Origin of the sequence: Undibacterium sp. RuRC25W (assembly GCF_049339825.1) — a bacterium.
Taxonomy (GTDB): Bacteria; Pseudomonadota; Gammaproteobacteria; order Burkholderiales; family Burkholderiaceae_D; genus Undibacterium.
Map to the genome: position 1 here is coordinate 1 of NZ_JBMPPD010000010.1, position 24,207 is coordinate 24,207.

Below are 24,207 nucleotides of genomic sequence, written 5' to 3' on the forward strand. Positions count from 1 at the left end.
AGAACATCTTTCGCGAAGTATGCCGCCGCCTTTTTTATGATTTCGTTCTCCCGCTTAAGTCTGGCAACTTCTGCTCTTAATCGGGATAGCTCCATGGCTTCTGGTGTGACGACTTTCGTGCCTGCGCCTTTAAGTTTTCCTTCAGATGAGGCCTTGATCCAATTGCGCAGGGTTTGGTCACTTAACCCCAGCTCCCTGACGACGACAGAGATGGCTTCACCATCTGAAACACGTTTAACGGCCAGTTCTTTAAACTCGGTCGTGTAAGCTTTTTTTGGTATCCTGTTCATCATTTGTCTTTCCAAAGTTACGTTTATTTTACGTCACCTTTGGGGAACTAAATTTCGGGGGAAGCTCAATCGTCATATGAACGAACACCGGATCCAGAACACTCATACAAAAATTTAATGGAAGCGATGTCTACTGGTCCTAAAATTTCTGACATTTATGAAAAGCTTTTTTTTGGAGTTAGAAATCTAAATATGGTGAAAAGAATTCAAAGTGAGGTAATTGAAAAAAAACAATGCAGCGTGGTTGCTGTAGGAGCGGCTCATCTTGGTGGTGAAAATGGAATATTAAATTTATTCAATACATCGGGCTTCACATTTTTACAAGAGTGAGTTGAAACCTCGACGAAAATCATAACAATACGACTGTACGAAATGCCAAGCATGGTTGGCGCAGTTATTTCAGCGGGCAACAAAATATTTGGAAAAACTGTGTTGCCATATTCATGAATTCAGCTAGTTAATTCGAATAATAAAATGGACGATGGGTATATAACCAGTGGCGCAGTCACTTTTCATCTTGTTGTCCATATAGGTCTGTAGGCGACGCTTTAATTTCAATTAAATCATAGTAATGAAACGTTGACGAATTTTTTCCATATTTAATGATTATAAAAATATTTTGAAAGCCATCCTCCAAACAGAATCGAGCGAATGCGGCCTTGCCTGTCTTGCGATGGCTGCATCTTATTATGGTCATCATACCGACCTCGCGGATTTGCGGCGGCAGTTTTCCATTAGCCTTAAGGGCGCGACAATGGCGCAATTGATGCGTCATGCTGCGGCACTGCATTTATCGACTCGTCCGCTTCAGTTGGAACTGGAAGAAATTCCGCAGTTGCAAACACCATGTATATTGCACTGGAATTTGAATCACTTCGTTGTCTTAAAAAAAGTCACCAAAAACTGGCGCGGCAAAGTTACTTTAGTTTTGTTGGATCCTGCTGTCGGTGAGCGACGAGTCTCCCTACAAGAAGCATCGGCACATTTTACTGGTGTAGCATTAGAATTATTTCCAAGTGCTGCCTTTCAGAAAAAAGACGAACGTAAAAAGATAGCGATCCGTGATCTGACTGGACATATCGTTGGTCTGCGACCAGCAATTGCGCAGGTCATGTTGTTAGCACTCGCGCTGGAAATCTTTGCTATCTGTTCTCCTTTGTTTAATCAATTCGTCGTCGATGAACTCATTGTCAGTGGTGATAAAGAACTACTGACTGTTTTGGTATTTGGCTTTGGTTTGTTGATGATCACGCAGACAGCAATTAGCCTCGCACGTAGCTGGTTTCTGATGCGTTGGAGTATGGATATCAGTTTTCAATGGAGTGCAAGAGTCTTTGCACATTTGACCCATTTGCCAGTGTCATTCTTTGAAAAACGTCATTTAGGTGATGTAGTATCTCGATTTGGCAGCATCGGTGCAATTCAAAGTACCTTGACGAGCTTGTTTGTCGAAAGTGCACTGGATGGTTTGATGGCCTTATTGGCGCTGTGCATGATGTTGGTCTATAGCTTAAAGCTTTCAGTTTTAGTGCTAGGTACGGTTTTTGTTTATGCCTTACTACGCTGGATTTCTTATCACCCATTCAGAGAAGCATCGCAAGAGCGTCTTATTTTGTCCTCCAAAGAAAGCAGTCATTTCTTAGAAACAGTTCGCGCGATATCTCCATTAAAACTGTTTGGTCGAGAAGATGAGCGCCGTGCGCGGTGGTTGAATCTCAAAATGGATGTGCAGAACCGCGATATTAAAACGCAGAAAATGTCGATAGTGTTTAAGATTACCAATACCACTTTATTTGGTATTCAGGGGCTTGCTTTGTTTTATATTGGTGCTGGACAGGTAATGTCGAATGCCTTATCTGTTGGCATGCTGATGGCATTTTCTAGTTATGCAGGAACATTTTCAGGGCGCTTCTTTAGTTTGATTGACTTAGTCGTCAACCTCAAAATGCTCGGTCTGCATAGCGAACGCCTGGCTGATATTGTGTTGGAGGAAGCGGAAGTCGACACAGCAATAGAGACAGACTTATCCCGTATTAATCCAAGCATTACGCTCAAGAACATCAAGTTTCGCTATGGCGAAGGTGAGCCGTGGATATTGAATGGAATTAATTTGACCATTCCAGCCGGACAGAGCATTGCCCTTGTTGGGCCTAGTGGCTGCGGCAAAACTACGTTGTGCAAGGTGATCCTCGGTTTGCTTAAACCGACTGAAGGCGAAATCCTGATTGATGATATTCCGATTCAGCAATTAGGAGTGAAAGCCTATCGTCAATTAGTCGGTACAGTAATGCAGGATGATGTGTTGTTGGCTGGTTCTATCAGGGACAACATTAGTTTTTTTGATGCACATACTGATCAAACACGAGTGGAACAATGCGCGCAACAAGCGGCGATTCATCAGGATATCGTCAAAATGCCGATGGGCTACCAGACTTTAGTGGGTGATATGGGCAGCAGCTTATCGGGTGGTCAGAAGCAACGCGTGTTATTAGCGCGTGCCTTATACAAACACCCTAAAATCCTTGCTTTGGATGAGGCAACAAGTCACCTTGATGTCGACAACGAGCACAAGGTGAATGAGGCATTGCGGGGGTTACAACTCACCCGCATCATGGTTGCACATCGTCCTGAAACCATTAATGCGGCGGAGCGCGTAGTAACGCTCCAAAGTGGAGTGATGACGGAACTGCGCATGACTGCGGTCTCACCGCTTCGGGTGTTGGTATAAATGACAAGGTAATTGGCGATATCGTACTGAAAAGCCGGATATTGAGCGTTATGCCTAATGAACTAGTATTTTCTTTCAACTTGCTTCCCACACTTCTCATCATCGCTTAGGTGTTAATGCCATGTTGAAAGAAGGCCATCAATAATGACAGCAAGAGAGAGGTCAGCCTTCATGCGTTCGCTTGTAGCGGATATCGGTTATCTAGGTTGTATCCGGCTGGTCGATATCATCTTACATAGTCAAATTAGACATGCTTCATGTCGACCGCCGTAATGGCAGATGCTACATAGTTACCGTACCAGATCCAGGAAGGGCAGGTCATCCCCAAATTTGTTTCAACGTGATGAAACGTCTACTTAACTTGGGGAAGTCCAGGTGACGACACCCGCCATGAAGGTGGCTTAATGCTCCCTCAGTGCCCGTCTGTACTGGATGGCTTCCGCGACATGGGGTGTGCTAATGGTCTCTGCAGCGGCGAGGTCGGCGATGGTTCTCGCTACTTTTAATACCCGGTGATATGCGCGTGCAGACCAGGCAAACTTGGTGATGGCTTGGGTGAGAAGCTGTTGTGCGGCGGAATCCGGTTGGCATAAAGCATCAATTTCGCTGGTGCTGAGTAAGTTGTTGGCTTTTCCTTGTCGTTTCTGCTGGCGCTCAAATGCCGCTTCAACCCGTGCGTGGATGCTGGCGCTGGTTTCGCCGTCGGCTTGCCTGAGCAAGTCGGCATGCGGCAGGGCGGCAACCTGAATTTGCAGATCGATACGATCCAGTAAGGGGCCGGAAATTTTGTCCTGATAGCGATTGATGGTCTCAGGCGTGCAACGACATTTGCCATTACTGTGGCCGACATAGCCACAAGGACAAGGATTCATCGCGGCAACGAGCTGAAATCGTGCCGGAAAGTCGGCCTGACGTGCCGCGCGCGAAATCGTAATGTGACCCGATTCCAGCGGTTCGCGTAAGACTTCTAAGACTTTACGGTCAAATTCTGGGAGTTCATCTAAAAATAGCACCCCCCGATGCGCGAGAGAGATTTCTCCGGGGCGTGGGTTACCGCCCCCACCCACCAGCGCGACTGCAGAGGCTGTGTGATGGGGGGCGCGGTACGGCCGTATCTTCCACTTGTCAATCGAGAAGCCTGCTGTCAGTGATTGCACGGCAGCTGATTCCAACGCTTCCTGATCGGTCATGGTGGGCAAAATACCCGCAAAGCGCGCTGCCAGCATGGATTTACCTGTGCCGGGTGGACCGACCATTAATACGGAATGAGACCCAGCAGCGGCAACTTCGAGTGCCCGCTTGGCTTGTAACTGTCCCTTCACCTCGCTGAAGTCGGGGTAGATTGCTGCCTGCTTAGTCTCAACGGGGCGATGACGGGATAGCTTATCGTCACCGGAGATTGCGGCAAAGTGAGTGCAAACTTGGAGCAATGAATCTGCTGGGTAAATCGTCGCATCGCTGACTAATGCCGCTTCGTGCGCATTGGCGCTCGGTAAGATAAAGGCACGTTTGCGTTCCGGCCTTGTATCGCGCTGACTCTGGCAAATTGCAAAGGTCATTGCCAGGGCACCGCGAATCGGCCGTAACTCACCTGATAACGAGAGTTCACCTGCGAATTCATAGTGTTCCAGCATTTCGCCGGGGATTTGGCCTGAAGCAGCGAGGATGCCGAGGGCAATCGGCAAGTCGAATCTGCCTGATTCTTTGGGTAGATCTGCCGGCGCCAGATTGACCGTAATTCGCTTAGCCGGGAACTCAAAACGCGCGTTTTGTATGGCTGCGCGGACCCGGTCTTTGGATTCTTTGACTTCAGTTTCCGGCAAACCAACGATGGCAAAAGCTGGTAGACCATTCGCCAGATGCACTTCAACAGTCACTTGTGGCGCATGCATGCCGGCCAATGCACGGCTTTTTAAGACGGCAAGACTCACATTTTTCCTTTATGCTAAAAAGCTCTCACGCCCATACGGAATTAACCCCAGCAGAACGGAGGGGCGACGCATCAAATACCACTTTGTCTTTTAAATCAGTCCAGTCGCCGTGAATAATTTGATGAATACGACTGTAACCCGTCACCAAACGGGTAAGGATGACGTACTGGTGTGCATCCAGCAGATCGGATGCACCAAGGTTAAGAAAAAGAGAAAAAACTGAGGATACCCCGCTTACTTTGGTGGGATCTGTGTTTCTAATGCTGCCACACGCGCTTCTAGTGCTTCCAGCTTGGCACGGGTCTTGGCTAACACTTGTGCCTGAATATCAAACTCTTCACGTGTGACCAGATCTAGTTTAGAGAATCCCTGGGTCATCATTGCTTTGACATTTTTTTCTATGTCTTTTGCTGGTGAGTTTTCCAGTGCCTGGCTAATTTTTGCCTGCATGTCGTCGAAAAAATTTTGCTTGTTCATGGTGTGTTGTCCTGGTTATTGACGGCTACGCACATTTATGGTGCGATTTTTTTACTATCAGATTACATTAAAACGTTTGCTGCAAATTGGTGCAAATCGACTGTTCGTTCAGACCAGTTGGGTAGTGTAGTTTTGACTAAAAGGAAATCATAACCTAAAGCTAGAGAGCTGCCCATGGTCTTAGCGCCTCTCTTCACAACAGAGATATGACAAGGCGTAACAAAGCGGTCACCGCAGGGCGATAGGATCATAATTAGAGACAAAAAATTAAGAAAAATTCAGTTGTGTATTGTTCCCAAGACACCTGGCACAACTCCTGCTTATACAAAAGCGAAGAGCTCTATCAAGTTCAATGAGTTCATTTCCCGCAGGGTCACGGATGATCTTCTGGCTTTGTGTATCAGCGGTTGACGAAGTGAGTTCAAGGCAGTTTCTTAATTATTAATAATGTTCAAACCTTTAAGGGGAAGCAAAATGAAGAAAGCTTTACTTGCTGTTGCAGTGGCCTCAACGCTCATGACTGGATTTGTACATGCTGAAGACGCAAAACCAGACAATGAAGTTAGTTTTAATGTTGGTGTTGCGAGCGACTATCGCTATCGTGGCATTTCTCAGACTCGTCTGGATCCAGCATTGCAAGGCGGTGCGGACTACACAAATAATCCAACAGGCTTTTACGCTGGTACCTGGTTGTCTTCCATTAAATGGACAAAAGATGCAGGCGGCGGTGGCGATGTTGAGTGGGATTTGTACGCAGGTAAGCGCGGCGAAATCACTAAAGACGTGACGTATGACGTTGGTGTTCTGAGCTATGTTTATCCTTCCAATGGTCTGGGTAATGTCGCTGGTTTAGTTAACGCAAACACCACTGAGATCTACGGTCAGGTCGGTACAGGTCCTTTCTATGCAAAATACTCCAGTTCTGTGACAAACCTGTTCGGTAATGCAAACAGTAAAAACAGCGGCTACCTTGATTTGGGCGCGAATGTCGAGTTGACAGAAGCGTACACATTGGTGTTGCATGCTGGTCGTCAGATGGTTAAAAATAACTCTGCGTACTCGTACACTGACTGGAAAGTTGGCGTAACTAAAGAATTTGTTGGCGTTGCTTTCACTTTAGCGGCGATCGGTACGAATGCTAATAGTTCTCTGTATGTAACACCAGCGGGTAAATTCACTGGCAAGACAAGTCTGGTCTTGACGGCCGTTAAAACTTTCTGAAGACCGAGGATAGTATGAAACTCATTACAGCGATTATCAAACCTTTCAAACTCGATGAAGTGCGTGAAGCCTTATCGGAAATGGGAGTACAGGGCATCACCGTGACCGAAGTCAAAGGTTTTGGCCGCCAAAAAGGTCATACCGAGTTGTATCGCGGTGCTGAATATGTCGTTGATTTCTTGCCAAAAACTAAAATCGAAGCCGCTGTGGATGATGCGATTGTTGATCGTGCTATTGAAGCGATCGAAAATGCAGCCCGTACCGGCAAAATTGGTGATGGAAAGATTTTTGTCTATGACTTGCAACAGGTTGTGCGTATCCGTACCGGCGAAACCGGCAACGACGCACTCTGACGCACTCTGATTGATTCATTAGGGAATTCATATGAAAAATATATTTAAAAATATGCTGGTAGCAGGTGCCTTGCTTGCTTCAGTAGGTTTTACGTCCGTCGCATTGGCGGACGATGCACCAGCAAAAGCTGACGCCACTGCGGCATCCGCAGTCACCGCTTCAGCACCAGCAGCAACTGCTACCCCAGCGCCAGTCGTTGCACCTGCTGCGGCTTCTGATGCAGCAACTGCTTCCGCACCTGCCGCCGCTGCAGACGCGTCAGCAGCATCTGCACCAGCGGTCGTTGCTAACAAGGGTGATACTGCATGGATGCTGGTTTCCACGCTGTTAGTGATCCTGATGACGATTCCAGGTCTGGCATTGTTCTACGGTGGTTTGGTCCGCTCCAAAAACATGCTGTCCATCCTGATGCAAGTGTTCATGATCTTTGCTGTGATCATTGTTCTGTGGTGCCTCTATGGCTACTCCTTGGCATTCACTGAAGGTAACTCTTTCATTGGTGGTTTTGATCGTGTGTTCCTCAAAGGTATCTGGGATCCAGTTAAAGGTACATTCGCGACCGCTGCAACATTCAGCAAAGGTGTTGTGATTCCTGAGTTTGTTTATGTCGCTTTCCAGGCAACGTTTGCAGCGATTACTTGCGGTCTGATCATCGGCGCGTTTGCTGAACGTGCAAAATTCAGCGCAGTACTGGCATTCGTCGTGTTGTGGTTCACATTCAGCTACCTGCCGATTGCACACATGGTCTGGTTCTGGACTGGTCCTGACGCCATTAAAGATGCAGCAACTGCGGCAGCTGAGTTGGTTAAAGGTGGTTTCCTGCAACAAAAAGGTGCACTTGATTTCGCTGGTGGTACTGTTGTGCATATCAATGCAGCGGTTGCCGGTCTGGTTGGCGCGATCATGATTGGTAAGCGTGTTGGCTACGGTAAAGAATCCATGGCACCACACTCTCTGACAATGACAATGATTGGTGCTTCGTTGTTGTGGGTGGGCTGGTTTGGTTTCAATGCTGGTTCAGCATTAGAAGCAGGCGATATCGCAGCACTGGCATTCGTCAATACGTTGTTGGCAACAGCTGCAGCAACGGTATCCTGGGTGTTCGGTGAATGGATGTCTAAAGGCAAACCATCCATGTTAGGTGGCGCTTCTGGTGCTGTTGCTGGTTTGGTTGCGATTACGCCAGCATGTGGTTTCGTGGGTCCAATGGGTGCATTAGTCATCGGCTTGCTGGTAGGTGTGATCTGCTTGTGGGGTGTCAATGGTCTGAAACGCCTCATCGGTGCGGATGATTCTCTGGACGTCTTCGGCGTACACGGCGTTGGTGGTATCTTCGGTGCGTTGGCAACCGGTGTGTTCGCTGCACCAGCGTTGGGTGGCCAAGGCATCATGGACTATGTTGCTAACAAAATGTCTGCTGATCCATATGTGATCTTTGATCAAGTCAAAGTACAGGCGATTGCCGTTGGTACAACAGTCCTCTGGTCCGCAGTGGTATCCGTTATCGCCTTCAAACTGGTTGATATCGTCATCGGCTTGCGTGTACCAGAAGATGAAGAACGTGAAGGCTTAGACATCACCAGCCATGGTGAATCTGCATACCACTCTTAATTGAGCGGGAGGTTGCAGAAAGGTTTGATGTAGCAAAGCTAGTATCCTCAGTACGTGTATAGAGCGCACGGTGCTGATTTTATGAGCGGTTTAGCGTCATTGCTAAACCGCTCTTTTTTTGTCCCTGCCAACAACATCACGACAAAGCCAGTCTTTAAGATGAAGTAACATTTAAGGCACACTAGCGCAAGCAATCAGTTGTGGATTGCTTGAGAATGCAGAGCGCAAAAAAAGCGTGGCAGAAAATATCCTGGCACGCTTTTCAGACTTCAGATAGAAGAACTTATTTTGCTACTGGCGCTTCCAGTGGCTTGAACTTCAACCACAGCGAGGCGATATCCGCGGCGCCATCCGTGCCTTGAATGGTACCGAATGCTTCCGCTGCTTTATCACGATTACCCGCTTTGAGATAGGCGAGGCCTAAATGCAGTTTTGCTTCGTCAGCAGATTTCAGTCCGCCTTTAGCGATACCTTGATCGATCAGCGCGATACCTTTTTCAAATTGACTGTTAACAACGTAGTTATAACCAATATTGACCAAGCCAACGCCTGTTTTTGCATTTTTTGCGGCGGTTTCGCCAGCGTCCAATGATTTAACGTCGTCAGCCGCTTGTTTATTAACACGGTCACGTAATTGTTTATGTTTCGCAGCTTCTTTGCCTGCACCCAGCACGTTAGCGGCATAGCCAGCATCAACCACTGCTTTTGCTTCTGTCGGTAAGCCAGCCAACAACGCCAGTTCTGCCATTTCTACATATTGTCCTGGATCGTCCATATTGTTCGTTGTGAGCATCAAACGATACAGGTCCAGACGCAGGCGATCGGAGAACCCTGGTTTATGCTCAACGCGGTAGAGTAGATCACCCCAGTATTCTTTGCTTGGGTGGTAGGTGATCATCAATGTCAATAGCGAGGTGTAACCCGCGGTATCTTTGATCTGTTGATAGCTGCTTCCCAGCAAACGCAAGGTTTCTTCGGTTGGCGCGCGTTTTGCTGCCTGATCTTCGGCCACAATACCTTTGAGTTCCGTAATCGCATTCGGGAAATCGTTTTTGAGGTAATACGCTCGGGATAACAAATTATGCATCGAGGCGTTGGCGCTGTCTTTTTCTAAAAAGCGCTTAGCCCAGATAATAGCGGAGTCATATTTTTTTTCATTGAAATAGGTACCCGCTAAACCTTCGATCAAACGCTGTTTCTCATTGTCTTTGAGGAACTCAGATTTAATCATCCCTTCGAAAGCAATTGCTAACTGATCGGTATTACTCGTTCCAGATGCTACAACAGCGTACATACGATCAATCACGAAGAGTTCGTAAGGTGTTTTATTTTCAAAGGCCTTCAGAGCATTAATTTTTTCTGATGCTTGCGGATATTGTTTTTTATCAAGCAGGTCTTGAATTTCTGATAATGGTTTGCCCATTTCCGCACGGACAGTGGTTTGTTTCGCTTTGTCGGCAGCTTCATCCGCGTGAGCGATACCTGAGGTCACAGGAGCAATACCTGAGCCGATTGCTGCAAACATCATCGCAGCGAACAAATAGGAAATTTTTTTCATGGATTATCCGGTAAAAAATAAGGAAGGCCGCACGAGCACGGTTCTGATAGTAACGCTCAGCTGATTAAGTCTGTTGACTGTGTGGATGTGCGAAGCGGGCATTATAACTGAGGTAGCCACAGGTTCACCACTTACAAACCTTATCGCTTATGGCACTGGCTGCCAATGGAATCAGTGCCAACAAACCTAACCCAGAATAGGCTTGTCGGCAATCTTTGGCCTGCGCTTTTTTAACGCCTTCACCCAGACGCGTTTCAATACGCTCATCGCGTCTCAGTTCATTCTGCATTTTTTCAATTTCACCTGGGCGTCGCTGTTTATCCATTGCCAGCGCTGAGGCGCGCAATGCATCAAGATCAAGATGTATTGCTGGTTCAGGTTCGCTGCTGGTGATCGGCGTATTCGCGTTATTTGGAATCGCGATGGTCGGTGCGTTTGACGTGACGGTGATCGTCTTGGTTGTGGGGGAGGCAACATTTGCTTGTTTGCGCGACACCACAGGATGCGTGTTTGGTTTATCTTGTTGCGTTGGACTTTTTTCTAGCTTCGGGTGCGGCGGCTCGGGCTCTTGTCGAGGTAATTGTAGCAATTGCAGATACGTTGTTGGTGTTTCGCGCAACAACCCGAATTTGATCTGCGACTGCCACGCAAACCACAGCAAAGCATGTACCGACAACATGAGTAAAATGACAAATAACCGTTGCGATATGGGCGGTACAGGACTGACTGTCATTGCTGTCATCGTTAAACTCCCTGAGTGATATGTCACTGTGACAGATGAAACTTATTAAAAGTTCATTATCATTGAAGCGATGCCACTGTGGTGCAATCCGTTGCGGTATCAGCCTTGGGTGCCATAAGGAGCAAAAACTGAGGAAAAAACGAAGAAAGAACCTGAGAAAGAACCTAAGTTACTTCGTCACGGTCATCAATTATTGTTCTACCCGATGTTGAACAAGGATCCACGGTTTGATAACGACGGTCCATACCATGAGATTTTGCTCCAGCCAGGAGAGGGCCTGTTCGTCGGTGACCTTGGCAATTTTTCCAGCGATGACGAATGGCTGAATCACCGCCGTATTATCAGTTGCCATTGCTTCGGCAATCTCGACCAGATCAAGCTCGCCATCGACGGCGATCACATTGCCGCTGGCAAATTGTTTGAGTAATTCACTCCAAGGGAAAATCGCAGTTTCTTGGTTAATTTTTTCGCGTAAGGATTGTTCAGACGACATAGTAGTTTCTTGTAGGGGTAATAAAATAATAACTCACAAGGAGGCGCATCACTTTTTGATGTTGACTTGACCCTTTAATTGTTCAGTTAGTTCAGCAATCACGTCATCGACATTTTTTTCTTTAATACTGACGTGTATTTGCACCATCTCCCCATAAAAGACATCGGTGATATGCGTTGCATATTTTTCTAAGGTACGCCTGGCATGGGACTCATCAGCAAAACTGACTTCGATGCTGATATCCGCCAAGGTCTCAACAGCGATTAACTCTGCCATTTTAAAAGCTTCTGAAATGGCTTGTCCGTAGGCGCGCGTCAGGCCTCCAGCACCGAGTTTGATACCACCCCAATAGCGCACAACAACAGCGAGTACATTAATAACGTCTTTATGAACTAAGACGTTATACATTGGTTTCGCAGCAGTTCCAGAGGGTTCACCATCGTCATCGAGGCCTGATTCGCCTGCACACACTAATGCCCAACAAACGTGTACCGCATGCGGGTGCGCAGCACGAATCTGGCTTAAACGTTCACGCGCCTCAATGCGGCTATGCAAAGGGTACAGTTGTCCCAGAAAGCGGCTTTTTTTGATGTCGATTTCCGCAAATGCGGGTGCTGCCAGTTGATGCATGTAAAGTTGAGGTATGGAGGATGAGCGTTTTAGCGCGGAGAATCGCGTCACACGTCATTCGTAAACAATAGAGGGCGGAGCAAAGATTGCCAGGGACTTGGCATTCCGCTTGCCGCCGATGTTGCTTGGTATGACGATCTGCTCAGGTTTATTGAATGACGAAATTAATCAGGTAGACATCAGTGACGCCGTCGTGCTCTTTTAAACCTAACGCCTGATTGAGTTTCTCTTTAATCTCATTAATCAATTCGCGTTTACCATCGCTGTTCTGAATATCAGACGATTCTTTACTACTCAGTAGCATGATCATAGCGTGTCGAACCATCGGCATCTTGGCTTTAATCTTCTCGCCGGTTTCAGGGTTTCCTAATTGCAGCGTGAGACTGATCTGCAGATAGCGATCAAAGCTCGACAAATTAACGGTGAACGGTTCCAAAGCCACGACTGACGAACTACCTTCGCCACCTTCTTTTTTTTCGTTGGCTTGTGTCGTGCCAGAGCAAAGGGCGAGCACGCAAAAAAGACTTGCTAAAAGGACCTTTATGAATGCATTTTTTCGCATAACATCTCTCACAAGGGAAGGGTTTCGGAACTATCCAGAAAGACGATTATGGTCTGTCTGGATAGATACTTGATCGTACTTATACTGTCAGCGGCTTGTAGCGAATCCGTTTTGGTTTGGCGCCTTCTTCACCTAGACGTTTTTTCTTGTCGGCTTCATATTCCTGATAGTTGCCGTCAAAGAAGGTGACCTGAGAGTTACCCTCAAACGCCAGAATATGGGTTGCAATCCGGTCCAAGAACCAGCGGTCATGGGAAATCACCATTACGCTACCAGCAAATTCTAACAAGGCATCTTCTAGTGCACGCAGTGTTTCAACGTCCAGATCATTGGACGGTTCATCGAGCAGCAGAACGTTGCCGCCTTGCAGCAAGGTTTTGGCCAGATGCAGACGTCCGCGCTCACCACCGGATAAATTACCAACGATTTTTTGTTGATCGCCACCTTTGAAATTGAAACGACCCAAGTAGGCACGCGACGGCATTTCGAAACGACCTACCGTCAGAATATCGGCACCATTGGCGACATCTTCAAACACCGTTTTTGTGTTGCCTAAGTCTTCGCGGGATTGATCAACGAGGGAGATCTTCGCTGTTTGTCCCAGAACGACTTCACCGCTATCAGGTTGTTCCAAACCTTTGATCATTTTGAACAGGGTCGATTTACCTGCACCGTTTGGGCCGATAATACCGACGATCGCGCCTGGTGGAATCTTGAAGCTGAGATTGTCGATCAATATGCGGTCGCCAAAGGCTTTGGAGACGTTTTTAAATTCGATGACTTCGTTACCTAAACGCTCCGCAACAGGGATAAAAATCTCCTGTGTTTCATTGCGTTTCTGGTATTCATGCTCACTCATCTCGTTAAAGCGGGCCAGACGTGCCTTACTCTTCGCCTGACGGGCTTTTGGATTCTGGCGTGACCATTCTAATTCTTTTTGCAGTGCTTTCTGACGGGCAGATTCAGTCGCTTCTTCTTGTTTCAGACGCGCTTGCTTTTGATCTAACCAGGAAGAGTAATTGCCTTTCCATGGAATACCATGGCCACGATCCAGTTCAAGAATCCACTCAGCGGCGTTGTCCAGGAAGTAGCGGTCATGCGTAATCGCCACCACGGTGCCAGGGAAGCGCAATAAGAACTGCTCCAGCCAATCGACCGATTCTGCATCCAGATGGTTGGTCGGTTCGTCAAGCAAGAGCATGTCTGGTTTCGATAACAACAGACGGCACAACGCGACACGACGTTTTTCACCACCGGACAAGACGCCGATTTTGGCATCCCATGCCGGCAGGCGCAGTGCATCGGCGGCCATTTCTAATTGCAGTTCAACGTTGTCACCGGCGGAGGTGGAGATAATTGCCTCCAGACGTGCCTGTTCATTGGCCAAGGCGTCGAAATCAGCGTTTTCATCGGCATACGCGGCATAGACTTCTTCTAACTTCGCTTTTGCTTCAAACACTTCACCCAATGCGGACTCAACGGCTTGGCGCACTGTTTGTTCTGGGTCGAGTTGTGGTTCCTGAGGCAGATAGCCGATGTTCAGGTTAGGCATCGGTACTGCTTCACCCTGAATATCTTTATCAATACCTGCCATGATTTTGAGCAGCGAGGATTTACCCGAGCCATTCAGACCCAATACGCCGATTTTGGCGCCGGGAAAGAAGGACAAAGAAATATCTTTCAGAATTTGACGCTTCGGCGGAACAATTTTACCGACGCGATTCATTGTGTAGACGTAATTAGCCATTTTTTTAATGTTTTATGAGGTAAGGACAATGAACGCAAGGATACCTTAAGCGGACATTGAGCGGCACATTTTGCCAAATTTTACGAAAAATTGTGCCTTGCACCAAACTTGATGTAGCTCAAACAGCTTTTTGCGGTGCGGAACTACACTTTGTTCATCTTAATTCGACACATAAAGGAAATTAAAATGAAAAAATTAGTCCTCGCGCTCTCTTTGGCAGCAGTTGGTTTTACAGCAACACAAGCAATGGCTGATGAAGCAACAAGCCCATGGCTGGTGCGTGTTCGTGCAGTAAACATCAGCCCAGCAAATCAATCCGATCCTATCGGTGGCGCTGGTGCCGCTGACCGTGTTTCCTTGAGCACAAAAACAATTCCAGAAGTTGATTTCTCCTACTTCGTGACACCAAACTGGTCTGCAGAATTGATTCTGACTTACCCACAAAAGCATGATGTGAAGCTCGATGGCAACACAATTGGTAGCCTGAAACACCTGCCACCAACACTGACGGCACAATATCACTTTGCACCAGAGGCAAAAATCAATCCTTACTTAGGTGCAGGTGTGAACTACACACGTATTTCTGATGTCAACCTGCCAACAGGTCTGAGTCTGGATAACAACAGTTTTGGTTTCGCTCTGCAAGCTGGCGTTGATTTTAAAATCGACAAAAACTGGTCTGTGAACGTGGACGTGAAAAAAGTACAGATTCGCAGCGATTTGTCTTTGAACGGCGCTAAAGTATCTAACGTTAAAGTTGACCCATTATTGGTTGGTGTGGGCGTTGGCTACCGCTTCTAATGTGATACGCTCCTTAGCGTGTTAAGCTCAAAAGTCAGTCTCACCGACTGGCTTTTTTTATGTTTGCCCCTGTTTTTTTTCTATTCATACAGCGATGACGAGCTGAGTCCGTTACCCTTATTCACCCTCCTGCAACGCAAAAGACTCGCAAGCCCTATAATCGAGACCGCTGAACAGGGCGCCTACGATTGATGCCTTGTTGAAGTACCGATTACTTGTATTCATTGTGTCATCCCACTGGAGAAAAAAATGGCGATTTCTATGTACACCGCGTCTGTCCCTGTTTTAGTTCAAATGCTCGACAGCCTGAGCGATGTGCTCAGTAAGGCTGAGGCGCACGCTACGGAGAAAAATATTGCACCCGAAGTGTTTCTGCAATCCCGCTTATTTCCCGATATGTTTGCGTTAGTGCGTCAGGTGCAGATCGCCGCTGACTTTGCAAAGGGGATTGCAGGACGACTTGCTGAGGTTGATTTGCCTGCGTATGAAGATAACGAACAAAGTTTTGCGCAATTGCAGGAACGTATCGCTAAAACCAAAGCGTTTATCCAGTCTCTGCCTGCCGTACAATTTGAGGGGAGCGAGGACCGCGACATCGTTCTGCGTCCCGGCACACCGAAAGAGAAAAAACTCAGCGGCCATGCCTATCTGTTGAATTATGGTCTGCCACAATTCTTCTTCCATGTGACGACAACCTACGCGATTTTGCGTCACAGCGGCGTCGTCTTGGGTAAAAAAGACTACATGGGCGCTTATTAATTAGCAATGAATTAAACAGGAATTCTTTGATGGCTTCGACGTTAAAATACAACGTGACTTCATCACTCACAAACGGCACGTAGCGGCCAACTTTATAGTCACTCCGGAGTATTTTCGTGTAACCATTCGCACCACAGGCCTGCTTGAGATACAGAATCATAAAGCGGCAATTGAACTGCGTTATTTCGATAGTGACCGGGAGTGTCGTGTCTTTGATCGTTAATTTTCCAATTACTTGGGTCAATTTATCGTTGTCGAATAATAATTTATCCGAGGCAAAGGCGATCGTAGGAAATTTTTCTGCGTCAAAAAAATTGGATGAGCGCATGGCACGATCGAACGTCGCGGAGCCGGTGTTGACCGACGTCGTATCAATTTCTATGTTGATAGAGCCCGATTTTGCTTCTTTATCGACGTGAATACTACCTGTATTTTTATCGAAGCGACCGCGCTGTGTGGACAATCCCCAATGCTGATATTCAAAACTGCTAAACGTATGTTCGGGGTCAATTTTGTAGGTATCGTTAGCAAAGGCGGTGTGGGCTGACGTTAATAATAGCGCTGAAAATGACAGTGCTGAGGATGCAGCCTGAAAAGTGGGACGAAATACCATGACATGCTCCAGATAGCTGCGACACAACAAAAACATTGTGTCGCACGATAGCGATGTTCTTGCGATTTTCAGGGTTTGATGAACTTTAACGTCATCCTATCACTTTCGCCGATAGCCTGATACGCTGCTTTGTTATTGTCTTTGTTGGCATAAGTTGGTGGCAGTGCCCATACGCCACCTTCGTGATCTGCATGATCTTTTGGATTGGCGTTGATTTCTGATTTACCTACCAGCTTAAATCCTACGCTCTGTGCCATCTGAACCACATAAGTCTCATGCACGTAGCCACTGCTCGCTCTATCATCCTGCTCTTTATTTTCGGGTAAGCGATGCTCGACAATACCAAATACACCACCCGGTTTTAAGGCGTCAAATGCGCTTTGGAAAACCGCTTTGACACTGCCATTACTATTCGCTATCCAATTATGAATATTGCGGAAGGTGAGCACCATATCAACGCTGTTATTGGCAGCAAAATGAATATTGCGGGGTGGCTCAAAGACGCCAATGGTCACTTTATCAAACACGGCAGGACGTGCGTCTAAGCGTTGTTTGAATCGCTGATATCCACGTTTTGATTGTTCATTGTCTGATGCTGGATCGCTTGCCGTCGCGATCATCAGCCCATCGTTGCGTAAATACGGTGCAAGGATTTCGGTGTACCAGCCAGCGCCGGGTGCCAGTTCGACGACCTTCATATCGGGCCGGATACCAAAAAAGCGTAACGTCTCGTCAGGATGACGGTAGACATCACGAGTTATGTTTTCTGGTGTACGTTGTGCTCCGTTAATTGCTGCTTTTAGCGCATCATCGGCGAACGCCGGACTACAAATGGATACCATCAGTGCTGACACGAGCGCAAAACGTTTCATGGAGTGACTCCGGAAGTAAAACCGACCAGACTACAAAAACGACAGAATGTTTCGTACGTTTTGTTTTATTTGACTGTGACTATATCCCTTTTCATCGGAGCTAGTCGCGCAATCAGTTTATTCTGAATGGCGAATGGAATATTGCACTTCTCCATTCCTGCTTGTAGATCTTCCGCTAAGGCATTGAACTGAGCACTGGTGATGCCGAGTTTTTCATGGACAATTGCCATCTCGTCACCACTGTATTGACATGGACCACCCGCTACTACGCAAAATTGTTCTTTGAGTAGCTGTGCAAGGCGTTTCATATTGGTATCTTTGAAACCACTTTTGATGCGTTCGTCATTCAGAATCTGTATAACGGTCTCGTCAACGATACGGCTAATCCCACTTTCCTGCCCCAGTGCGTTATATAGCGTTGATTCTTGTGCCGAGACGGGTTTCGTGGCCACCATGATTGTGGCAGCAACGAGCGCAATGCGGATTAATTTGACATACTTATTCATACTGAACTTGCCTCCTCTACTAATTGCCTATTTGTACGGATAAATACCATCCACGCTGATTTTTAGGATTGAACACCGTAATGTCTCCTAAGGTTACGTAGGCGAGGGTGAGGGACAGATTTTTATTAGGAAACCAGGCCAGAAATCCGTCGTAGTATGCTTTTTCGTGGTCAACGCTCAGATTGCTGGGTTTTTGACGGTATTCAACACCGACGGCCACTTTGCGGTTGAGTAAGTAAGCCGCAGACGCTTCTGCCATTGCCTGGTAATGATCATGTTTGTCTCCACCAAAGCCTAATAAACCCATCTGGTTTGCTTTGGTCAGTCTGACCGTGCCGTTGAGCAAGAGACTTTGCGCTAAAAATAACTTAGTAGCGGAAACATAGTAATCCGTGCCCTGATCATCTTTGGCGCCGAGCTGTGTGACGTTGGTCACACCGAGCGCCTCGAGCCCATTGATTCCCTGATCCCGTTTAAACATCGCACCCACCGCAATTTGTGGACGCCAGTTATCCTGATCGGCGACCAGATCGCCTGCTAACTTGAGTTTGACACCGACAATTTCTTGGCTGAGTTTTAATTTGTTTAATGGTGCCAGACTACCGCTGAACTCTTGTTTTGAGAGTGACAGTTCAAGTTTGTCGCAGATGCCGATGGCAATCCCGCTGGTGTTTAATTGGTAATCTTGGGTATTGAGTTGGGTAACATGTGCATTAAAGCCGTAGCTGTTTTCGCTGCCATACCCAGTAATAACTGCCCACGGCACAAGACCGCCACCACCTGTACCTTCGACTTCTGACACGCCAGAAGTCGCCAGGAGTTTACCCTGATCCGGTAAGGGTAGCACCTGTGCCTGAGCGTTTTGGAAGATCCATCCAGCTAAACAGATCGCAACATAACTTGAAAAGTGAAAGAGTCGCATGGCATGTTTAATAGTAAGTTGGCGGGGCACAGTCATTATGTTACTGTAACTTAACCTTGTTTGGCTTGAAAGCACTATTCACTTCGCGCAAAGAGCTACCCACTAGCATATATCGTCTGGCGAAGAATGCGTCACACGGTAAAAGCTAATTTTGATGTCTACGTAGGATATAGGATATTTTTGTTGTGTAAGGTTGATTAAATGCAACATCGGTAGCGCGATTTATTTCGATAATTGTTATTTACTGTAGAAGTCAACGCATTTCAAAACGATGAATTAACAGAGAATAATTGACTTGCTTAAAAGAACTGAATTCGTTTATCTTCGTATAATTATCGTTAAATAAAGCAAAAGTTTGCGTTTTTGACATAATTATTTTTCGTTTTTTTGATGTCAGCGTATTCGTGGTTTGCATAGCAAGTTGTTATCTTATGGTTGTTTATTTAATGTAGGTTGTCGAGTCTCTTTATGAGCCGTTCTTCTTTGCGTCGCGAATTGGTTATCCCTATTACTGCTGTGGTGGTGGGTGTTTCTATTGCGATTGGTTGGGTATCAATGAAAGCGGGGACGGATGCTGTCAATGCATTGTCTCAACGCATTCTCGTTGATATGGTCAACCGGATTAACCTGGCAACCGAAAAGCATCTTGATGGCGCCTTAACTGCTATTGAATCGATTGCGCCCAGTGCTAGCCATCTTCCTAGAGAGTACGAATTTAATCCTGATTTGCATGTTCTGGAAGATAAATTCTGGTCTGCAAGCGGCTTGTTTATGGACGTCAATAACTATGTCTATTTTGGTGGAAAGGATGGGCGCTTTATCGGTGTCTATCGTATTTCACCGACAGATGTACAATTATTTTGGCGTGAACCTACCGACTTGCGCCGCTCGGTGTTCAAGGTGGGAGGGGTCGGTGATCGGTCTGTCATAATCCGGACGGATGATTTTGATCCACGCAAACGCCCTTGGTATCAGATTGCGATGGGTTCCACAGCGCCAGTCTGGTCACGTATCTATAATAATTTTTCTTTTCATTATCCAACCATTACCCTCGCAAAAGCGGTATTTGAACACAACCGTCAATTTGCCGGTGTGGTTGCAACTGATGTGACTTTAAAAGAATTATCGAATTTTTTATCTAAGCTCGATATTAGTAAGAATAGTGTTGCTTATATTGTCGACGAGGATGGGTATATCGTTGCGACTTCTGGTAAAGAAATTCCAGAGCGTTTAGTCAACGGCGTTCCCGAACGCATGCGTGCTGTCGACATGAAAACGACGCTGATTAGTCAGACTTACAGAAAACTCAGCCAGCCCATGTTGAAAACAGCGAAAATACAGTCGCTAGATCTGCAGCTAGGTACGGTTGATCTGGCTATTTCGCCGTTAGGTAATAAACAAGGGCTGCATTGGCAAACGATTGTTGCTGTGCCGCGCGCGGACTTTATGAGCAACATTAACAAAGGCTTTTTGCAGAGTGTTGTCATTGCAGTGGCTTGTATATTGTTTGCGTTGACAGTTGGTTTGACGATCGTTGAACGGGTTATTCGGGATATCCGAAAATTAACCGCTGCCGCTGAAAAATTCGGTAATGGTGAAGCGATGCCCAAGCTAGACATCCGTCGTAAAGATGAAATCGGTATTCTGGCGCAGACCTTTACAGAAATGGAAAACAAACTGCGGTTTGATAAATTAACGCAGGTTGCCAATCGCGAGTCTTTGTTTGCCCAAATTAATTACCTGCAAAATATCGCGCTACAACATCCGGAGGCCAATATTGGCTTCACTTTGTTGTTTGTCGATCTGGATCGGTTTAAAAGTATTAATGACAACTATGGCCATGATGCTGGCGATAATGTCTTAGTGATCACTGCTGCTCGCTTGCGCTCAGCCATTCGCGACTCTGACGAGGTGGCACGCTATGGCGGCGATGAGTTTGTATTGCTATTGAAAGATACCAAAAATTCGATTGATATCCATACGATGGTGGAAAAAATTACTTCCCTTGTCGAAGAGCCGATTTCGCTTGAACATGACGTCGTCGGTATCGGCGCTTCAATTGGCTGGGCGAGTTTTCCGGATGATGGCGAGGATTACTTACGGCTGATCAAAATTGCTGATAGCCGTATGTATAACCTCAAGCGCGACAGGAAGACAACATCGTTCGTTCACGCAGTCTGAAGACGGGCGAAGGGGTGACCCTTATTGCTTCTTAAGCAGGCTGGCTGGTCCGCCATTGCTTAAGCCATGCGGGCATATTGGTTACTGGCATTGGTCTGCTGATGAAGTACCCTTGCGCTTGATCACAGCCGAGTTCTTTGAGCAAAGCCATGACTTCCGCATTTTCTATGCCTTCAGCAACCACTCTGAGTCCCATATTGTGGCCGAGATCGATCGTTGATTTGACGATCTTGGTATCATCGATATCCTGTTCCATCTTTAAGACGAATGATTTATCGATCTTTAACTCATCGACGGGCAAGCGTTTCAGATAGGCGAGTGACGAGTAGCCGGTACCAAAGTCATCAATGGATAACTCCATCCCCATCGCATGCAGTTTATCGAGGGTCTGATGGGCACGCTGCGGATCATCCATAATCGCGCTCTCTGTAATCTCTAGGCAAAAAGACTGTGGCTGTACCCCATGTAATTGCAGAATTTCAGCAAATTTTTGGGGCAAATCTTGATCCATTAAATCTCTCGTCGAAATATTCACCGACATCTTCAGGTCGATACCAGCCATGCTCCACGCATGACAACATTCTGCTGCCGCATTCATTACCCAGCGTGTGAGCTGACGAATAAATCCTGTTTGTTCTGCGAATGGAATGAACTGATCTGGGAATACCATTCCTTTTTCTGGATGGACCCATCGCACCAATGTTTCTACCGCAATGACCTCGTTGGTACTGAGAGATAGCTTAGGCTGCGCATATAACTGAAAATGATTTTGTTCCAGAGCGATCCGCATATCGGTCAATAAGGACAAACTTTGTTGACTCGATTTATCAATGCCTTGGGTATAGATAACTGGACCGTTTTTTGCCTGTTTTGCGACATACATCGCGACTTCAGTATGACCGAGCAAGGTCTCAGTATCGATGGCATGTTCAGGGAAACCGGCGATGCCGATACCAGCACTGATATCAACGGCTTGATCCTCAATTGAAATGGGCTTTTCCAGCGATTCCAGAATCTTATTTGCTACTCGCAGCGCGTCAACCGCATTAGACGATGGTAATAAAATAGCAAATTCATCCCCTCCGAGTCGTGCTGGTTTAATGTTGCCGATCCCTAGTCCGGCACGGAGTCTGAATGCTACTTCGATGAGTAATAAATCGCCGAAACGGTGACCCATCACGTCATTCACATGCTTAAACCTATCCAGATCCATCATTAAAACGAAACAAGAGTTACCGAGAGATTTAGCCTGCACTATCGCCTCATCCAGCATCTCAGTGAATAATGCGCGGTTTGGCAGGGTAGTTAGGGTGTCCCAATAAGCGAGGTGACTAATTTCTTTTTCGCGCTGTGCAATCGCATCGCGCATGTGAGAAAAGCTTGCAGCGAGATCACCGATTTCATCTTTTCGCTCAATATCAATGTTCACTTTGTAATCACCAGCACCGAGTCGACGGGCAGTATCCGCCAACTGCCGAACTGGGCCAGCAATACGACGTGCGGTGAGGATGCTCAGAATGCACGCCGCGATACCACCCATGACCGTGAGGAGCAGTAAATTTCGTTGGAGTTTTTTATATGGCGCAATGACGTCACTGACGGATAACTGTAAAACGGCAATCGTCGTGCTTTTTTTATTTTTCGCCAAAGGTAATACGCGGGCGCTGTAGCGATTTTCCCCAATCGTGAGATCGCGTATATACGTCGATACGTTGATGCCTGTAGGGATTAATTTAGCTAAGGCTGCCTCTTGAGTCGCGTCCAATGTCGAGACATCAGATATCCAAGGACCATTATTTTCCGAGGTGAATAAGCTTACTTGTAGTAATGATAACGCTCGCATATCATTCACAAGTCCTTGATCAATCGGTATCGCCATGGCAACCCAGCTAATAAAGACAGGCGCTTTCACCGGTACCATGACCATTTGATATGGCTTACCGTTGACGATATTGGTGCTCGACGCATTTCCGTTCAGCGTGGCATCGTTTACAAGATTACTGACGGTCTCCTGGAATCCTCTTGCCAGGGTATCACTACTGGCATCGATGATTTTTCCGTCTAGGCCGACCAACATGGTTAAATCCGACTTAATCCGGTCACCGTGATTGAGTAATGCTGAGACAATGGTTTGCGTATCGTTACTCGCAATCGCTTGTCGGAATGCGTAGTCTTTTGAGAGTAAAGTCGCCCCTACCACCAGTCGTTCGGCATTTTGATCTAGTAAATGCCCCATAATTTTTTCATTGATGCTTAGGCTTGACTCAATCGACGCCCGAGCATTTTTATCGATCGCATTGTCGATAAAAAAATACCCCGCGAGCTGCAAAACCAGTAGCAGACTGATAAATAAGATAACAACTCTACTTTCCAGACTCTGTAGACGCATTTTCCCCTCTCTTGAAATTGATAAATCAAGTGTAATCTAAAGAACGTCTTTATACATGAAGGTTTTAGTTATTACTCAAACGAACAGGGGGATATGTTTATCGCCGTTTAAAGTTGAGCTTCACAGTCATAGGCGGAATTTCTTTTGCGACTTGTAACACCTGAGAATAGGGTTCGCTGCCTTGTGCTTGCTCATAGTGCCAGACTTTAAGTGTGTACTTACCTGCGGGGAGTGCTGGGAGAGTTGCGTTGCCACGCGCATCAGTCTTGGAAAAAAATGGTGTGTTCACCACATGAATAAAGGCCAGCATCTGATCGTGGATGTTACAGCCGACGGTGACAGTTCCAGCTTTATCAAAGAGCAAAGGTGCGGTTGGTTTTCCGGAATAAAGTTTCAGTTCAAATGTTTTTGCCGGAGAGAACGAATAGGCCTGATGTTTTACATTGTCGTTATTTGGAAAAGAAATCAGTGATCCCACCTGTACGACGGTGACCAATGGAATGAACTGTCTATTTTTTTGCTCAATCACCGCTGGTTCTGGCTTATTACTTGGAAGCGTAAATTCGGGCTCAGCGTACACCACGGCATCTTCTAACTTTTGTCCACTGTTGTCGGTTACAGAGATAAGCGTACTGGCAAAAGCAGCATTGTTTGCGCCGATACAGAGAAGTATAGTCAGTGCAACTGGACGAAAAAATTGGGCTGGCATGGTGATATCCTGGGTTTCAAAAGTGAGAGCGGAAGGCGACAAAAACAGCCTTGATGTCACGTTTTAATCATTTCACCGCAAATCGATTAGACACGAATAGCTTATAAGCCT

Annotated in this window: 21 protein-coding genes and 2 pseudogenes; 8 read left to right on the top strand and 15 right to left on the bottom strand. The window is 46.6% G+C overall.

Annotation, left to right across the window (positions count from 1 at the left end):
- Positions 1-290: pseudogene (locus tag ACO0KV_RS06475) on the bottom strand (transposase); the annotation flags it as partial.
- A gap of 117 nt (positions 291-407) precedes the next feature.
- Between ACO0KV_RS06475 and ACO0KV_RS06480 the strand changes: the two are divergent.
- Both ACO0KV_RS06480 and ACO0KV_RS06485 read left to right on the top strand, forming a co-directional pair.
- A complete protein-coding gene (locus ACO0KV_RS06480; RefSeq protein ID WP_423041084.1) occupies positions 408-620 on the top strand; it encodes a TraB/GumN family protein in 213 nt (70 codons plus the stop codon).
- A gap of 289 nt (positions 621-909) precedes the next feature.
- On the top strand, positions 910-3,018 hold the full coding sequence (locus ACO0KV_RS06485; RefSeq protein WP_423041086.1) for a peptidase domain-containing ABC transporter: 2,109 nt from the start codon (positions 910-912) through the stop codon (positions 3,016-3,018).
- A 401-nt stretch (positions 3,019-3,419) separates the two neighbouring features.
- On the opposite strand, the gene ACO0KV_RS06490 is transcribed toward ACO0KV_RS06485, so the two are convergent.
- Both ACO0KV_RS06490 and ACO0KV_RS06495 read right to left on the bottom strand, forming a co-directional pair.
- Positions 3,420-4,949: a YifB family Mg chelatase-like AAA ATPase gene (locus ACO0KV_RS06490; protein ID WP_423041088.1), complete on the bottom strand. Its 1,530-nt coding sequence runs from the start codon at positions 4,947-4,949 to the stop codon at positions 3,420-3,422.
- Positions 4,950-5,183: 234 nt separating this feature from the next.
- Positions 5,184-5,426 carry an accessory factor UbiK family protein gene (locus ACO0KV_RS06495; RefSeq protein ID WP_423041090.1) on the bottom strand — a complete coding sequence of 81 codons (243 nt, stop codon included), beginning with the start codon at positions 5,424-5,426 and terminating at the stop codon, positions 5,184-5,186.
- Positions 5,427-5,900: 474 nt separating this feature from the next.
- On the opposite strand from ACO0KV_RS06495, the gene ACO0KV_RS06500 reads away from it, so the two are divergent.
- Genes ACO0KV_RS06500 through ACO0KV_RS06510 form a run of 3 tightly spaced genes read left to right on the top strand, consistent with a single transcriptional unit; the run spans position 5,901 to position 8,612 of the window.
- Entirely contained in the window at positions 5,901-6,647 is a 747-nt protein-coding gene (locus ACO0KV_RS06500; protein ID WP_423041092.1) for a TorF family putative porin, read from the top strand.
- Between the two features lie 14 nt (positions 6,648-6,661).
- The gene (locus tag ACO0KV_RS06505; protein ID WP_423016653.1) at positions 6,662-7,000 is read left to right on the top strand and encodes a P-II family nitrogen regulator; all 339 of its coding nucleotides are present in this window, start codon (positions 6,662-6,664) and stop codon (positions 6,998-7,000) included.
- A 31-nt stretch (positions 7,001-7,031) separates the two neighbouring features.
- Complete coding sequence (locus tag ACO0KV_RS06510; protein ID WP_423041094.1) at positions 7,032-8,612, top strand: ammonium transporter; 1,581 nt, start codon at positions 7,032-7,034, stop codon at positions 8,610-8,612.
- A gap of 283 nt (positions 8,613-8,895) precedes the next feature.
- Here the strand turns inward: ACO0KV_RS06510 and ACO0KV_RS06515 are convergent, their stop codons facing one another.
- The 6 genes from ACO0KV_RS06515 to ettA all read right to left on the bottom strand — a co-directional run bounded on the left by ACO0KV_RS06515 (position 8,896) and on the right by ettA (position 14,344).
- Positions 8,896-10,170 (bottom strand): tetratricopeptide repeat protein, encoded by a 1,275-nt coding sequence (locus ACO0KV_RS06515; protein ID WP_423041096.1) that lies wholly within the window; start codon positions 10,168-10,170, stop codon positions 8,896-8,898.
- 124 nt (positions 10,171-10,294) lie between these two features.
- Positions 10,295-10,912, bottom strand: coding sequence for a hypothetical protein (locus ACO0KV_RS06520; protein ID WP_423041098.1), 618 nt, complete (start codon positions 10,910-10,912; stop codon positions 10,295-10,297).
- 190 nt (positions 10,913-11,102) lie between these two features.
- Positions 11,103-11,405 carry a DUF2288 domain-containing protein gene (locus ACO0KV_RS06525; protein ID WP_423041100.1) on the bottom strand — a complete coding sequence of 101 codons (303 nt, stop codon included), beginning with the start codon at positions 11,403-11,405 and terminating at the stop codon, positions 11,103-11,105.
- A gap of 48 nt (positions 11,406-11,453) precedes the next feature.
- A complete protein-coding gene (locus tag ACO0KV_RS06530; protein ID WP_423041102.1) occupies positions 11,454-12,086 on the bottom strand; it encodes an IMPACT family protein in 633 nt (210 codons plus the stop codon).
- 97 nt (positions 12,087-12,183) lie between these two features.
- Positions 12,184-12,549, bottom strand: coding sequence for a flagellar basal body-associated FliL family protein (locus tag ACO0KV_RS06535; protein WP_423041104.1), 366 nt, complete (start codon positions 12,547-12,549; stop codon positions 12,184-12,186).
- Between the two features lie 127 nt (positions 12,550-12,676).
- The gene (gene ettA / locus ACO0KV_RS06540) at positions 12,677-14,344 is read right to left on the bottom strand and encodes an energy-dependent translational throttle protein EttA (protein WP_423041106.1); all 1,668 of its coding nucleotides are present in this window, start codon (positions 14,342-14,344) and stop codon (positions 12,677-12,679) included.
- Positions 14,345-14,530: 186 nt separating this feature from the next.
- Here ettA and ACO0KV_RS06545 point away from each other — a divergent pair, with 186 nt between their 5' ends.
- Positions 14,531-15,145, top strand: coding sequence for an OmpW/AlkL family protein (locus ACO0KV_RS06545; RefSeq protein WP_423041108.1), 615 nt, complete (start codon positions 14,531-14,533; stop codon positions 15,143-15,145).
- 249 nt (positions 15,146-15,394) lie between these two features.
- A complete protein-coding gene (locus tag ACO0KV_RS06550; RefSeq protein ID WP_423041110.1) occupies positions 15,395-15,904 on the top strand; it encodes a DUF1993 domain-containing protein in 510 nt (169 codons plus the stop codon).
- Positions 15,905-15,995: 91 nt separating this feature from the next.
- Here ACO0KV_RS06550 and ACO0KV_RS06555 read toward each other — a convergent pair.
- The 4 genes and pseudogenes from ACO0KV_RS06555 to ACO0KV_RS06570 all read right to left on the bottom strand — a co-directional run.
- A pseudogene (locus tag ACO0KV_RS06555) lies at positions 15,996-16,553 on the bottom strand (YceI family protein); the annotation flags it as partial.
- A gap of 32 nt (positions 16,554-16,585) precedes the next feature.
- Entirely contained in the window at positions 16,586-17,389 is an 804-nt protein-coding gene (locus ACO0KV_RS06560) for a class I SAM-dependent methyltransferase (RefSeq protein ID WP_423041112.1), read from the bottom strand.
- A 65-nt stretch (positions 17,390-17,454) separates the two neighbouring features.
- Positions 17,455-17,895, bottom strand: coding sequence for a group I truncated hemoglobin (locus ACO0KV_RS06565; protein ID WP_423041114.1), 441 nt, complete (start codon positions 17,893-17,895; stop codon positions 17,455-17,457).
- 19 nt (positions 17,896-17,914) lie between these two features.
- Positions 17,915-18,817, bottom strand: a complete 903-nt coding sequence (locus ACO0KV_RS06570; RefSeq protein ID WP_423041116.1) for a DUF3034 family protein — start codon at positions 18,815-18,817, stop codon at positions 17,915-17,917.
- Between the two features lie 468 nt (positions 18,818-19,285).
- On the opposite strand from ACO0KV_RS06570, the gene ACO0KV_RS06575 reads away from it, so the two are divergent.
- Positions 19,286-20,998 (top strand): diguanylate cyclase domain-containing protein, encoded by a 1,713-nt coding sequence (locus tag ACO0KV_RS06575; protein WP_423041118.1) that lies wholly within the window; start codon positions 19,286-19,288, stop codon positions 20,996-20,998.
- A gap of 31 nt (positions 20,999-21,029) precedes the next feature.
- On the opposite strand, the gene ACO0KV_RS06580 is transcribed toward ACO0KV_RS06575, so the two are convergent.
- Both ACO0KV_RS06580 and ACO0KV_RS06585 read right to left on the bottom strand, forming a co-directional pair.
- Positions 21,030-23,387 carry an EAL domain-containing protein gene (locus tag ACO0KV_RS06580; RefSeq protein WP_423041119.1) on the bottom strand — a complete coding sequence of 786 codons (2,358 nt, stop codon included), beginning with the start codon at positions 23,385-23,387 and terminating at the stop codon, positions 21,030-21,032.
- A 97-nt stretch (positions 23,388-23,484) separates the two neighbouring features.
- Entirely contained in the window at positions 23,485-24,096 is a 612-nt protein-coding gene (locus tag ACO0KV_RS06585) for a methylamine utilization protein (RefSeq protein WP_423041121.1), read from the bottom strand.
- Positions 24,097-24,207 lie beyond the last annotated feature (111 nt).

Excerpts from the sequence above, each read along its gene's own strand:
- ACO0KV_RS06545 (WP_423041108.1), top strand. The coding sequence starts at position 14,531 with ATGAAAAAATTAGTCCTCGCGCTCTCTTTGGCAGCAGTTGGTTTTACA.
- ettA (WP_423041106.1), bottom strand. The coding sequence starts at position 14,344 with ATGGCTAATTACGTCTACACAATGAATCGCGTCGGTAAAATTGTTCCG.
- ACO0KV_RS06570 (WP_423041116.1), bottom strand. The coding sequence starts at position 18,817 with ATGCGACTCTTTCACTTTTCAAGTTATGTTGCGATCTGTTTAGCTGGA.
- ACO0KV_RS06550 (WP_423041110.1), top strand. The coding sequence starts at position 15,395 with ATGGCGATTTCTATGTACACCGCGTCTGTCCCTGTTTTAGTTCAAATG.
- ACO0KV_RS06500 (WP_423041092.1), top strand. The coding sequence starts at position 5,901 with ATGAAGAAAGCTTTACTTGCTGTTGCAGTGGCCTCAACGCTCATGACT.
- ACO0KV_RS06560 (WP_423041112.1), bottom strand. The coding sequence starts at position 17,389 with ATGAAACGTTTTGCGCTCGTGTCAGCACTGATGGTATCCATTTGTAGT.
- ACO0KV_RS06480 (WP_423041084.1), top strand. The coding sequence starts at position 408 with ATGGAAGCGATGTCTACTGGTCCTAAAATTTCTGACATTTATGAAAAG.
- ACO0KV_RS06565 (WP_423041114.1), bottom strand. The coding sequence starts at position 17,895 with ATGAATAAGTATGTCAAATTAATCCGCATTGCGCTCGTTGCTGCCACA.
- ACO0KV_RS06575 (WP_423041118.1), top strand. The coding sequence starts at position 19,286 with ATGAGCCGTTCTTCTTTGCGTCGCGAATTGGTTATCCCTATTACTGCT.
- ACO0KV_RS06495 (WP_423041090.1), bottom strand. The coding sequence starts at position 5,426 with ATGAACAAGCAAAATTTTTTCGACGACATGCAGGCAAAAATTAGCCAG.
- ACO0KV_RS06515 (WP_423041096.1), bottom strand. The coding sequence starts at position 10,170 with ATGAAAAAAATTTCCTATTTGTTCGCTGCGATGATGTTTGCAGCAATC.
- ACO0KV_RS06505 (WP_423016653.1), top strand. The coding sequence starts at position 6,662 with ATGAAACTCATTACAGCGATTATCAAACCTTTCAAACTCGATGAAGTG.
- ACO0KV_RS06585 (WP_423041121.1), bottom strand. The coding sequence starts at position 24,096 with ATGCCAGCCCAATTTTTTCGTCCAGTTGCACTGACTATACTTCTCTGT.
- ACO0KV_RS06525 (WP_423041100.1), bottom strand. The coding sequence starts at position 11,405 with ATGTCGTCTGAACAATCCTTACGCGAAAAAATTAACCAAGAAACTGCG.
- ACO0KV_RS06520 (WP_423041098.1), bottom strand. The coding sequence starts at position 10,912 with ATGACAGCAATGACAGTCAGTCCTGTACCGCCCATATCGCAACGGTTA.
- ACO0KV_RS06580 (WP_423041119.1), bottom strand. The coding sequence starts at position 23,387 with ATGCGTCTACAGAGTCTGGAAAGTAGAGTTGTTATCTTATTTATCAGT.
- ACO0KV_RS06510 (WP_423041094.1), top strand. The coding sequence starts at position 7,032 with ATGAAAAATATATTTAAAAATATGCTGGTAGCAGGTGCCTTGCTTGCT.